Source organism: Pseudoalteromonas sp. 1181_04, from assembly GCF_052850545.1.
Genome location: NZ_VXCS01000027.1, coordinates 12,772 through 25,932, shown reverse-complemented (window position 1 = coordinate 25,932; position 13,161 = coordinate 12,772). Strand labels below are relative to the sequence as shown.

Annotated in this window: 13 protein-coding genes; all 13 read right to left on the bottom strand. The window is 36.3% G+C overall.

Annotated features, from left to right (window positions below; translation table 11 throughout):
- Positions 1-21: 21 nt before the first annotated feature.
- From FW757_RS19300 to FW757_RS19240, 13 genes are read right to left on the bottom strand one after another with little or no spacing between them, the layout of a single operon-like run.
- Positions 22-741, bottom strand: coding sequence for a nucleotidyltransferase family protein (locus FW757_RS19300; protein WP_446441582.1), 720 nt, complete (start codon positions 739-741; stop codon positions 22-24).
- Positions 738-2,186 (bottom strand): PfkB family carbohydrate kinase, encoded by a 1,449-nt coding sequence (locus FW757_RS19295; RefSeq protein WP_182718197.1) that lies wholly within the window; start codon positions 2,184-2,186, stop codon positions 738-740. Before FW757_RS19295 ends, FW757_RS19300 begins: the two co-directional genes overlap by 4 nt.
- Positions 2,183-3,238 carry an alcohol dehydrogenase catalytic domain-containing protein gene (locus FW757_RS19290; RefSeq protein ID WP_182718196.1) on the bottom strand — a complete coding sequence of 352 codons (1,056 nt, stop codon included), beginning with the start codon at positions 3,236-3,238 and terminating at the stop codon, positions 2,183-2,185. The genes FW757_RS19295 and FW757_RS19290 overlap by 4 nt, the downstream gene beginning before the upstream one ends.
- A 3-nt stretch (positions 3,239-3,241) precedes the next feature.
- The gene (locus FW757_RS19285; RefSeq protein ID WP_145239468.1) at positions 3,242-4,090 is read right to left on the bottom strand and encodes an FkbM family methyltransferase; all 849 of its coding nucleotides are present in this window, start codon (positions 4,088-4,090) and stop codon (positions 3,242-3,244) included.
- The gene (locus FW757_RS19280) at positions 4,090-5,868 is read right to left on the bottom strand and encodes a thiamine pyrophosphate-binding protein (RefSeq protein ID WP_076923528.1); all 1,779 of its coding nucleotides are present in this window, start codon (positions 5,866-5,868) and stop codon (positions 4,090-4,092) included. Before FW757_RS19280 ends, FW757_RS19285 begins: the two co-directional genes overlap by 1 nt.
- Entirely contained in the window at positions 5,869-6,639 is a 771-nt protein-coding gene (locus FW757_RS19275; RefSeq protein ID WP_145239465.1) for an SDR family oxidoreductase, read from the bottom strand.
- On the bottom strand, positions 6,639-7,694 hold the full coding sequence (locus tag FW757_RS19270; RefSeq protein ID WP_076923526.1) for an alpha-ketoacid dehydrogenase subunit beta: 1,056 nt from the start codon (positions 7,692-7,694) through the stop codon (positions 6,639-6,641). Before FW757_RS19270 ends, FW757_RS19275 begins: the two co-directional genes overlap by 1 nt.
- A complete protein-coding gene (locus tag FW757_RS19265; RefSeq protein ID WP_169019240.1) occupies positions 7,684-8,640 on the bottom strand; it encodes a thiamine pyrophosphate-dependent dehydrogenase E1 component subunit alpha in 957 nt (318 codons plus the stop codon). Before FW757_RS19265 ends, FW757_RS19270 begins: the two co-directional genes overlap by 11 nt.
- Positions 8,640-9,332, bottom strand: a complete 693-nt coding sequence (locus FW757_RS19260) for a class I SAM-dependent methyltransferase (RefSeq protein WP_253188782.1) — start codon at positions 9,330-9,332, stop codon at positions 8,640-8,642. Before FW757_RS19260 ends, FW757_RS19265 begins: the two co-directional genes overlap by 1 nt.
- Positions 9,310-10,305 carry a GDP-mannose 4,6-dehydratase gene (locus FW757_RS19255; RefSeq protein WP_182718195.1) on the bottom strand — a complete coding sequence of 332 codons (996 nt, stop codon included), beginning with the start codon at positions 10,303-10,305 and terminating at the stop codon, positions 9,310-9,312. The genes FW757_RS19260 and FW757_RS19255 overlap by 23 nt, the downstream gene beginning before the upstream one ends.
- Before the next feature lie 3 nt (positions 10,306-10,308).
- On the bottom strand, positions 10,309-11,583 hold the full coding sequence (locus FW757_RS19250; RefSeq protein WP_182718194.1) for a hypothetical protein: 1,275 nt from the start codon (positions 11,581-11,583) through the stop codon (positions 10,309-10,311).
- Positions 11,583-12,191 (bottom strand): SIS domain-containing protein, encoded by a 609-nt coding sequence (locus FW757_RS19245; protein ID WP_182718193.1) that lies wholly within the window; start codon positions 12,189-12,191, stop codon positions 11,583-11,585. The genes FW757_RS19250 and FW757_RS19245 overlap by 1 nt, the downstream gene beginning before the upstream one ends.
- A complete protein-coding gene (locus FW757_RS19240; protein WP_182718192.1) occupies positions 12,188-13,135 on the bottom strand; it encodes an NAD-dependent epimerase/dehydratase family protein in 948 nt (315 codons plus the stop codon). Before FW757_RS19240 ends, FW757_RS19245 begins: the two co-directional genes overlap by 4 nt.
- Positions 13,136-13,161 lie beyond the last annotated feature (26 nt).

The following is a 13,161-nucleotide window of genomic DNA, read 5'->3' as shown; positions in this document are numbered from 1 at the left end:
TAGTTTTTATTTATCTTAATATTAAGCAGGTTTGTTGATAGCCAGCAATTCAGTTTGAAGTTTATTATAAGCTTGTGGAGTGCCTATATCTATATATCTCAGATGGGTTTTATAGCTATAAAGATTGCCCAATAATAAAGGCACCATGTCGTGGCTAATTTCATAGAAGCTTTCCTGTTTAAAGTGTGAAAAGTATTTTTCATACACTCCTGCGGAGAATAAAAACAATGCCCCGCTTGCTAGGTTACTTGGTGGATTGGATACTTTTTCATGAAACCTTTGGATTGAAGCGTCTGAATCAAGTTCAACAATACCACATGAGGAGGGAGAAGCAGATTCAAAAAGTAAAAGCGTAGCATCACACTTTTTGGGCCTTTTTGAATGGGCTTCTACAAAATTAGTAAGGGTATCTTCGCAATAGTTATCAGCATGAATGACCATTGTGGGACTACAATGCCAAAACTCTTTATTACTAATCAAAGTGCCGCCTGTACCGAGTAACTTTTTCTCTCTAACGATTGTTATTTTATTACGGTATTCGGACTTTGACACAAACTCTTCTACTTGTTCAGCGAAATAGTGCACATTAATGAGTATGTCGCTGACACCAAGTTTATCGAGCTTTTCTAGCCAATAAGCCAATAAAGGCTTGCCTTTAATAGGCACTAAACATTTTGGAATTGTATTAGTCAAAGGTTTTAACCGAGTGCCTAACCCTGCTGCAAGCAATATTGCTTTCATATATTTTTGAATGACTCCAGTACTCGTTGCTGTAGCGTGTTGAAGGACAGTGGCTGATTTCCGAGAGTATCTACTTGGCAAGCGGCTGCAATACTTGCAATATAAAAAGCTTGCCAAGGTGTCGCACCTGAGCACAATGCCAGGCTACTGGCAGCTAAGAAGCAATCACCAGCTCCCGCAGGATCAACCGCATTACGGTTAATCGCAGGAAGCATATCATTTTCCCATTGGCCGTTTTGATCTGGTAGATGGATAAAAATACCTTCTCCTGCGAGGGTAATAACTAAAGACGTTGGATTTGCTTTTTCGCAAAGTTTTTGGGCCAATATAGGTAGACCATCATCAATATTATTCAATGCTACGCGTACTTCTTTTTCTGTTGGTGTTATTAGCATCATATCTTTATAACGGGCAATGTCACCAACTTGAGAAGATGTTTGGCTGTCTGCGACAACACGTACATTGTTTTCTTTGCATAAAGCAATGACTTTATCGACCAGAGTTTGAGGTAATAATCCATAATTAAAATCAGAAAATACCAGTAAATCGAAGTTGTTAATACTACTTTCAAGTTGCATGTATAAATCTGTTTGAATTTCTTTAGAAATTTTATGCTGTCGAACTTGATTGACCCTTAGAAGTGTTTTATTGCCAGCTCTATATCGTGATTTTAATGGTGTTGGGCGACTGCCATCATCGAAAAGTATAGTATCAATATTGTATGCGTTAATATGATTTTTTACGTAATCAGCTTTATCATCTTTGCCAAGTACCGAGAAAAGCGTAACTTGATTAGCTCCTAGCCCTTTTATATGACCTGCTGTAATTGCTGCTCCGCCTAAAAATGTATCCGTTCTATCTGGTGTCATCACTATGGTAGGATCCTCCTGAGATAAGCCTACCGCAGTACCTTGGATATATTCATCGACGATTATTTCGCCAATTACAGCAACACGGTTTTCACTAAATTGAGAAAATACCGTGTTGATTGATTGATAATTAAACTGATGCCTTGTTGCATAACTTTGGCATTTTTTATAATCAAAGTTATGACCATGGCTTATTGTTCTTGTAATATATTGTTCGGAATTAGATTCGAACTCACCAGAGCCAAAAATAAGCTTTCCTCCGTACATTTCAACAAGAGCATGCTCAGGATTGTGCCTACTTTCAAACTCTTTACCTTTCACGACAATATGAGGCTTGAGGCTCTTTACGGTTTCTGCTGGAGTTAAATCTGATAAAAATGCTTCATTCACACATTCGAGGGATTGAACCATCTCTAGGCGATGTTGTTCGTTTACCCGACTCTTTAACCCCATAGATTTGTCGCTGTTAACAGCAACAATTAGTTTATCACCACACTCTTTTGCAAAACGAAGTAAGCGAATGTGGCCAGGGTGTAAAATGTCAAAATTTCCTTGAACAAGGACTTGCTTATTCATACTTCAATATTCTCAAAAGTAATGATGGCTCTGGTAATTTCTCTTCGTTCGAGCGCCGATATTGCTTCATTGATTTGATTCAAAGAATAGCGATGGCTTATCAAAGAATTAATAGATATTTCAAGTTTTTGAATAATATCTGCAATCGATTTTAAATCTTTGTCTGGATTACAATTACCTCCCCAAGTTCCAAAAATTTGCTTTCCACAAATTAGTTGATGAGGATCTAACTTTATAAAATCGCCAGTTTTTGGATGTGAGGCAAAATAGCATTTACCGCTGTTATGTATATTATTAAAAGCGAATTCTATGGTTTCACATAGTCCAGCACTCTCAATAGCATAATCAAAGCCGTTAGGGTGTTGCTCTTTGAGTAAAGCTAGGCTTGCTTCTTCATATAAATAAGCTTCATCGGCGCCTAGTTGTAGTGCTAAGTCACATTTAGATTGTTCAATATCTACAACTATGATTTTTTTTGGTCTGAAATGTTTAAGCATTAATAGTGCACTTATGCCTATACCACCTAGTCCGATTAATATCACATTACTATTAGAGTGTGGTTGTATCTGGTTAAGAACCATACCGGCTCCTGTGGGGAGGGCGCAACCGAGTAAAACAGCTAACTCATTTGAAATACCTTCAGGGCAAATGGTTACTCTATTCTCAGATATAACAGAGTACTCTGAAAAAGTCGTAACTGGACCTGCATTGATAATTTGACCCTCTTTGCTAATTATATGTGTCCCACCGGAATCGATTCCACTGCCTTTTAGCCAACCAAGAACGACACGATTTCCTTGTTTAACCTTGGTAACACTATTGCCAACTGCTATTACTTCACCTACACCTTCATGACCCATTAAGTGGGGCAAATACTTGTCTTCTCCTCTAAGGCCTTTACTCTCCATCAGCTGGCTTCTACACAAGCCAGCCATATGCATTTTCACCAGAACTTGATTATCTTTCAAATACGGTATTTTTAAATCGAGTAGTTGAAGGGGCTGCTCTATATCTATTAATACACCTGCTTTAAAATAAGTTGGAATATTCATATTTTACCAAGGCATCTTATTTTTACTAGAAAGGAAAACACTACCTTCTCTATGACTTAGGGGTAATTCGGCAAGAGAGTTCACTTTTTTCCAATCATTTTTTTGAAGAAAAATATTTAAGCCGACTTGTAAACTGTAGTCGAAAATAGTTTTTGCATTTTTTTCGCCATTAATTTCCATCATAAAATCAATTTTTAAAGCGTCCTCCGAAGAAATTGAAGTTAATACATCTGCTTCTTGACCTTCAATATCAATTTTAATTAAGTCAAATTCTTTAGCTATATTACCTATGTTATTAACTTTAACTTCAAATTTATCTAGCTCTCCATAGGGATTACTTTTTGCGCCGCTCAAATGACTTCCAGTTAAGTTTCCACATACTCGTGTAAATTCAGCTTTGCCATCAAAACTTGCCGCGGCTTCATTTATTGGCTTAATCTTTTTACAATTATTTAATTCTAGGTTTTGTTTTAAAACGCGGAATGTTTCAGGGTCCGCTTCAAAACATGTAACTTGATAATCTAATAAGCTCAGCACTATTGAATGCAGACCGATATTAGCGCCAAGATCTAACACATTCTTATAGTTATTTTTATTTTTCAAGTAAAAGCTTAAAATGATTAGCTCATCAATACCAAATAAATGAGTCGTATTAATATTGCCCATATCGTAATACGGAAGAGAAAATGTAATATTATCCGTTAATAAAAATGTTGGTGTTGATGTCGTGTTATAAGCGCTGGCAATTACTTTTGATAGTTTTTTGTTAAGAAGCTGGTAATCACTGCTTGATTGTACGTGTGATTGTGTATTCCTAGCTAGCATAACCAGCTCTTGGTGTAAGTTTATCATTATAGATTTTCCTTCAAACTGGGTATAAGCATAGCTTTTTTTTGTTTTATGTAAGCAAGTTCAGGGCTCATATTCTCTAATGGATTGCCATACTTGATAATCGGTTCATATCTAAAGTTTGGGTTAATTACTAATTCGATAAGCTTTGGCCCTTCTTGATCCATGCGAAGGTGTAAACGTTCTACTAATAATTTTAATTGCTCATTATTTTCAACTTTTTCAGAGTCGATCCCATAAGCTTTAGCAACTTCAGAAAAATTTATGTGAGGCAAGCCATTATTACAATCAGCAGAAAAATAATTTGAGTCTAGCCAATCATCTTGGGTTTGTTTTATCATACAATGACCACTATTGTTAAATACAATAATAATGACTGGAAGTTTCAAGTGATTTAACGTTGAAAGTTCTTGGATATTCATTTGCAAACCACCATCGCCAACTATACAAAATACTTCTTTTTCTTTTGCTAGGGCAACACCAATCGATGCAGGTAAAGCATAGCCCATGGGGGTATTATTATATGAAGAAATATACTGCTGGCCTTTTTTCTCTTTACCGTAGACAAGAGTTAAAGGTAAGCAAGTACCTGTATCCACACATATATTTTGGTCATCACAGAAAGCACCACTAAACAACTCAACAGCTAAATATGGGTTTACACCACCGTAATTATATTCAGGTATGTAGTTAAACTCTTGTGTGACATCCGTAATATAATTTAGCCACACATCGTTATTTTTAAATATTTCAATTAAATCTTCACAATGCAGTGAAAAAGCATCTAAAAAAACTTGTACAGATACAGGAAATTGATAGTTGATTACTTTGCCTAATTGGGCAAATTTCTCTATTTCGTTATGGTCAATATCCACCATTGCGATTTTAGCTTCACGTGCAAAGGTATCTAATTTTGCTGTGGCTTTTGAATCTAGTCTGCACCCAATAGAAATGATAAAATCGCAATTTTGTAAAACGATATTATTCCCACGTAAAGAATGAGTTCCAAAATTCCCTAGATTTAGCTCGTCATCATGATTTGCAATCCCTTTGAGCGGCCAAGTCGATAGAAAGGGGATTTTTAGTTTTGTTGCAAGTGAAATTAACCGTTCTGCTGAGTTATGGCACCCAGCACCAAGAATAAATAAAGGTTTTTTCGCTTGTTTTAATGACACTATGAAGTTATTAAATATGTTTTCTTGAATTACTTTATGGTTTACAGTTGATTGATTAAAAGCTTCAAATGGTATTTTTTTTATATCTAATATCTCTCGCTGAAAGTCATCAGGAATATCTATTAACACAGGCCCTGGCCGGCCACTTAATGCTGCTTTTATAGCTTCAGGTAATACAGTGATAATGTCATTAGGTCTTTTTAATTGTATTGCGTACTTTGTTATTGGCTTTGCCATAGAAACAATATCGGTTTCTTGGAAACCATATTGGCGAACCCCTAATTTATGCGATTGCCTAAATGAAGCTACATTTCCAGTTATATGTAAAGTAGCTACAGAGTCAAAGTAGGAGCTTGCGATACCTGTTAATAAATTTGTAGCGCCTGGGCCTGATGTGGCTATAGTCACGCCTAGTACATGGTGTGTTTTTGCATAACTATCAGCAGCCATCGCACATGATTGCTCATGTTGCATTGCAATAGCTGAAAGCGAAGGGTGTTTTTCAATTGAGTCAATTAAATGTAAAGCAGCACCGCCTTGCAGAACAAATACATGCTTGATATCTAATTGAGCAAGGTAAGATGCAATATAATCCGTTAGTTTCATTTATGTATGCTCTTTATTGAGTCTACGCAATTTGTAGATATTTGGGTTTTCAAGAGACTCCAAAAAATCCTCATGAAAAATTTCTTTGGATGCAATGCTATAGTTTCGTCCACTAAACTTACTATTTGCATTATCAAGAAGAAAAATTAAGGAGTCGATGACCAGTTGCATAGACACAAAGTCATTTTCCTCATATCTTCTGGCTGTTTCCTTATATGCTTCCGGCACTATTTCTTTTGCGTGGAGTGTTTGTTGGTGAATAGGTGTATCTACCCAGCCAGGACCAACATTTAGAAAGATTAAATCGGGATATTCAGCAGCTAAAACTTCAGTCATTTTTATTAATGCTACTTTCGCATTTATATAAGAGTTGAACTTCGTCGGGGCGCTATTGACGCCTCCGCCAGCAAAAGTCAGGATTTTGCAGTTTGATTTCATTTTTAGAACTGCTGAACTTAACACTTGCACTATAGATAAGTAATTAATTCTATATGCATTTTCCCAATCGTCATAAGAGCAATCTGATAGAGAACCGATTGGCTCGAGTGTGCCATGAACAAAAATTATACTATCATATATTGAAAAGTTCGTTTTATGGCACCAATCGTCAACGTTTTTTTGTGAGCTAAAATCAACTTTTGTTAGTTCAGCAAAATCTAAGTTTGATTTTCGCCCTCGATAAGTACCGTGAATAATCGTATTTTGGCTTAAGCGCTCAGCAAGTGCTTGCCCAATACCACTATTTATTCCTGTAATTAATACTCGATTCATTAAAACGGGCCTTTAAACCAGTTACCAGGAACATCGTGAGGAAATTCTACATCTTCGGTCATAAATATTTCCCTATCAAGGAGTTCAGATACAGCTTTAGTAATCTCAGTTCTGGTTTTGTAGTATTTTTTTGTTAATCCAAAGCTCGTAGGTTCAGGGTAAGAGGGGAGTGCTATTCGTTTTATTGGTTTTTTTAAGGAAGTAAAGCATGCTTCATATATTTTTGCTGAAATTTCACTAGAGACAGAAAATGAGTTATGTCCTATATCAGTGCATATGCAGGTTTGAGTCTTATTGACAGAGTTATAAATAGTTTGCCAATCAATATTTGTCGGTTCAGATACCTCAATTACCTCGCAGTTAACACCTTGTTTTTTTAGGAAGTTGTGGCAGTGTATGGCTTCTAGGAGCATATAGCTATTAGCGATGATAGTGACATCTTCACCTTCTTTGATGACTCTCGTTGTTTGCATGTTTGAGTTGTAATCGACGCACGTTTCTTTGTCGATGTTTTGGTTATGCAGCCATCGATGTTCAAGGAAAATAGTTGGATTATTATCCATTATACTTTGATAAAGTAGCTGTCCTACATTATCAGTTAAGCTTGGAGTAACAACTTTAAGTCCAGGGATATGTGCAAACCATGATTGCAAGCTTTGTTGATGAGTGGGTCCTTGACCCCAACCCCTACCTATGATTAAACGTATTGTTAAAGGTACAGTCATTTGCCCATTAAACATGTAGTGCCACTTAGCGGCATTATTTACAAGTTGGTCCATGGCAAGCAAGAAAAAATCGACTCGTTGATGGGTCATTAATACACGTGTGCCAGTAATAGCTGCGCCAATCCCTACACCCGTCATTGCATTTTCAGATGTTGGCATATCAAAGACACGGTCTGAGCCAAACTTTGATTGTAAGCCTGTAGTTGTACCAAAAATAGCTTTTGGATCATTAATACCTAATCCCATACAAATCATGCTATCGTCTTCAGCCATGGCACAGTGCTGTGCTTGGTTTATTTCTTCAGCGAATGTTGTTGTTTTATTTTGCATAAAGAAACTCTTCGTTTAACTGTGGATTTGGAAAAGGGCTATTTTCAGCAAAAAGAAAAGCATCTTCTATTTCATTTTTTATTTTGATAATCATTTCGTTATGAGTTTTCTCGAAATGTTGATCTGCTGATAGTTCCGCGAATAATAATTTTAACGGATCTTTTTCAAGCCATGTTTTGACTTCACCTGCGGCTCTGTAGTTTAAGTCATCATCAAAATTAGGACCGCAATGCTCTCTGTGACGATATGTATCAAGCTCTAAGAGTGCTGGGGCATTATTCTTTCTAATATATTCAATAGCACTCTCAACGGCATGGGTTAGTGGTATTAAAAGATTTCCATCAGCGTGAAAGCTTTCAACTCCAATTGATTGCGATAAATCCGTAATGCTTCTATTAACCGGCTGGCGAACTTCTAATGGGCTATACACTGAATAGCGGTTATTCTCACATATGAATAATATAGGAAGAGATTTAACTGCTGCAAAATTTAACGACTCGTAAAAAGCGCCTTCTTCCGTTGCACCGTCACCAAAATAACTTACGGTCAAAAAATTGCTATTTTGTAGTTTTTGACTTAGCGCACTGCCAACCGCTAGTGGTATACTATTACCCACAATTGCAGTGCTAGCTATAAAACCGCAATCCAAGTCTGTTAAGTGCATAGAGCCACCTCTGCCACCTGTGCAGCCTGTCGCCTTGCCATATAATTCAGCTATCATTTTCTTTAATGATCCGCCTTTGGCTAGATAGTGGGCATGTGCTCTATGTGAACTGAAAGCCTTATCATCTTTAGATAAAAAATTAGAAACAACAACAGGTACTAGCTCTTGACCTATTGACAGATGTGTTGGGCATCTCATTTCTTGCTCAGGGTAGCGTAAGGCTATCATTTCTTCTATTTTTCGAATTCTTAATGATTCAAAATATGCATCAAGTTTTTTCATTAGGGTATAAACCAATAAAAATCGCCAGTGTAGCCTGTATCTTTGAAAAACTCTTTCCACTGATCAACATGCATCATTGTTTTGGCTGTTAGATTCCAGGCTTCCATGCGTTCTTTTTCTTGTTCATTTCTATATGCATCAACAGTAATAAATGCTTTAGCTTTAGAAACTCGCTCTATTTCTTGCAGTGCTTTTGCACAATTATTAAGATCTAAATTATGAATAGTGTTAATTGATATTACAGTATCAAAACTATTGTCTTCGAAAGGTAATTTAGTAGCGCAACCTTGTTGTAATAAGTGCTTTACTTCCTGTTTGGCATTGTCTAATGCGTAATGGGATATATCTATTCCACTTAATGTCATTGTTGGTAGCTGTTGTAAAATATCATAAAGCATAAATCCTTTTGCACAGCCTACGTCTAATAAACTGCTATTTTCTTGCAGGCCAAAGTGCGTAATAAAGTCAGGCACGACTGGCTGCCAAAATCTTGAATGATAGTTAAAACCACCATAGCCGTGCTCTCTATCACCATCAAAGAATTCCTCGTCAAATTGGCGCGCTATAGCTCTAACTGCTTCACTTTTGGCTTCTAATCTACCAGAAAGATCACGCTTAGACTTAGGGTAATTTTTTAGTAAATCTATTTCTTGTCCTATCATGATTACCTCAAGGTTTGTGAATATAGTCATGTTCTTGCTTGGCGAGTACATCTAAATTTTGCTTCATCCAATAAATTGTTCGTTCTAAGCCGTTTTCTAATGAAATAGAATCTTGCCAATTTAGCTCGGAGCGAATTTTTTTTGTGTCTAATAAATATGCTGCATCTTTTCCTAATCGATCTTCAGTCGATTGGCACACTTGTTCAAATGGGAGCTTAAGCATATTGCAGATTGTTTCAACGAGTACTCGAATAGAGATCATTTTATCTGTTGAAATATGGTAAATATCACCATTTTTACCCTTTTCGCCAATAAGTTGTGTCGCTGAAGATACATCGTCAATATGTATAAATGATCGTGTTGAATGCCCTCCGCCATGCAGCTGTAATTTTTTGCCTAGTAGGGCATATAAAATAGTACGAGGGATTATGCGATAAAGCTGTTGGCCTTCACCATAAACATTGGCAGCTCGTGTAAATACCACTGGAAAGTCATAAACATCTGCAAATGTATGTAGACTCATATCTGCAGCAGCACGGGAGACTGCATATGGTGTACTGGGTTGATAATTAGTATGCTCTGGTACTAATCCGTTACAACTACCATAAACTTCGGGAGTTGATATATGGATGTATTTTTCAAGGAAATCTAATTGTCGGAGAGAATTGTGTAACTTGATCGTTGAAACAGTGTTAGTCATAAACCAATGTTCTGGATATTGCCAGCTTTGACCAACCATACTCTGGGCTGCAAAGTTATATATTTTTTTAATTTTTTTTTGTTTAACAATATCAATAATTTTTTGCAGATGATGATTTATATCCAGTTGACTAAATTGCAATTTATCTGCATTTTTTTGCCAACTATATGGGAGTAATGCTGAATTAGGTTCTGGTGAGCGACTAACAGCAATAATTTGCTGCTCATTTTTTAGCATATGCGCACAAAATGATGCTCCCGAAAATGAATTGCTTCCTAAAACTAAAATTGATGAGTCATTCATAGTTTAGATTGCCGCCTTATTTATTTTATTCTCAAGAAGAGAAAATTGAGTTTGAATATTTTCAAATGAATCATCCATCCATGCATTTATTTGAAATTCATTATCATTAAAGTAATGATTTTTTCCAACTTCAAAGCCGTGCATGCTATTTGTTCTGTCTGATAGATTTGGAATATCATTCGAACACCATCTAAAAATGATTGAGCGAGCCCCTTCAAGATAGCTAATCGGATAAAGAGGACCACTGTCAACACCCATATTTATATACGCTTCATGGTATAAGGCGAGCCTGATACTTAAATCTACAGCTGCAAGGGGATACGTTGTAAGCGATTGATATTTTTCTTCAAGGGGCTCACTTACTTTATAAGTATCTCTAATAATTAGCGGAAAGTATTCATTGAGGTCTAGTGATAATGCAAAATCAAGCCATGCCGTTGTATTGCTATTTCTGTGCTCGGAATTTGCCCAATATTCTCTCAATGTAATTGTTATTAGCTTTTTTTTGCCCACGTTATGTCTTATGAAGTCATTAACAATAGTATAAGCTTGTTGTGGAGGTGCTAAGTTACTTAATTTAATATTTTGCTCGGCATAAGATTTTAATAATTTAAAATCTCCAGCTGCTTGTCTAGGGTTTTGAAAGTAGTTATTTGGATATATGCTAGGGTTCAAGCTTTTATAGTATACAAGGCTACTTTGCGAAATCGGCTGATCAATACCTATGCATGAGGCAAGACAATTAAACATGGGTTTAATAACCTTTTCGATACGCCATTTAGCATCAACGTTATCGTGATATACATTTAATCCTGGAGTATCGTCACTATGGCTAGGGATAATTACAAATTGAATATTTTTTTTATTTTGTTTTTTTCGTTCTATTTCAGCTAAAACGATAAAAGTAGTTACATCAAAGCAGGGCAAATTATAAGAGAGATCATAAAAAGCATATAACGTTGATTTAGTATCAATAGCAAATTGCATTTGTATACAAGGAATGAGCTTACCGCTCATGTGGTTAAAAAAAGAACATTGATTAGTGGTAATACCAATTTTATTTAAAGATTGTAAGATATCAAAGACAAATTCAGAACAAATTACTACTTGGAGCGTTTGTTTTTTTTCTAGTTTTGATAATTCTTCTAATGATTTTGCAGGCGTGCCTTTGTATGATTCGCCACCATTTGTACAAGCAAAAATATTATTGTCAGTATTATATTCTGATCGGATAAACATTTCTGTTGAGGCTGTAATTCCGTAGACAATGGTGGTCATTAATTAGCCTCACGTAATGCATTGTATAGAGCTTTCATTAAGATATGCCCGACAATAACTTGAGTATCTTCTGATATCTGCATATCTTGGACTTCGAAATGGAAAACTTGGTCAAGCATCGGCTTAACTTTACCGCCAGAAAATCCTAAAATGCCCACTGTTTTCATGCCAATGTCGAGTGCTTGTTGAGTCGCTCTAATTATATTTTCAGAGTTACCGCTACCAGATAAAACAAGTAAAATATCATTGCTGTTTGCTTTAACTTTTAGCTGATGTGCAAAAATATTTTCATAACCAATGTCATTGCCTAGGCAAGTTAAAACAGAGCTGTTTGCTGGTAATGCTTCAACTTTTAATGCATTACCTTCTGGGCTAATACCAAATGTAAAGTCATTTGCAAGGTGGATTGCATTTGCTGCTGAGCCGCCATTGCCACATAAATATAAAGTGCCGTTATTTGCCTTCATAGTAAGTAAGGTATCAACAAGACTCTTAACTTGTTCACTATCTAACTGTTTTAATACATCCGTTAGGGTGTTCACATAGTTTGTTGTCAGTTTTTTCACTGAATCCTTGGCTATAGTGGTTGCAGATTGGTTGTTAGTCATAAAACTTCTCTTTGCATCCATTTAAGGTTGTAAAAATGGTCTTCATCTTTAAGTAAGTCTTGTTTGTAAGCTGTAATAATTTCGGTAATGGCTGTGTCGACATTTTTATTGGGTGTAAAACCGCTAGATAGTAACTTATCTGAATTAATACGGTAACAACGAGGGTCATTTGAAGGAGTAACCTCAATCTCACATGCTATTTTAGCCTGTACCATTTTTGCTATATCCATAATTGAGATATTTTCAAACCCTGCATTAAAGACACCAGAGACTTTCTCTGGATTATCCAGCATATAAATATAGAGATCAGTAATATCGTCAATATGAATATTTGGTCTGACTTGATCGCCGCCAAACACTGTGATTTTTCCATTTTTTAGAGCTTGCATTGTCAGCATATTGACAGAAACATCTAAGCGCATTCGTTTAGATAAACCGCATACAGTTGCTGGGCGTACAATTTGTACCGCCATGTCGTCGGCATAACTAAGAAGTACACGCTCTGCAACCATTTTCGTTTTGTTGTATTCAGAAATAGGCTCAAGCGTTAAGTCCTCAGTTACTTGCTCTTCATCTTTAACGCCGTATACGCTACCCGATGACGCATAAATAAACTGTTTTATTCCACAGCGCTTTGCTTTATCGGCTAAGCGCATAGTTGCTAACGCACTCACTTCCCATGTTAATTTAGGGTTTAAATCACCACAGGGATCGTTTGCGATAGAAGCAAGATGAATAATAGAATCCACACCGTCTAAGTTAATCGTATCAGTGTCGCGTACGTCACCTTTAATGACTGAGAGGTTGTCATGAGAGGGCAAAAAATTACCAAACCATTGGATGTCAAACGCGATTACGCGATGGCCTAAAGCCAGTAGTTTTGGAACCAGTACAGTTCCTTTATAGCCAGTTGCACCGGTAACTAATATTGTTTTTGGATTCATTTAATATTCTCTAATTCTTTGGTAGT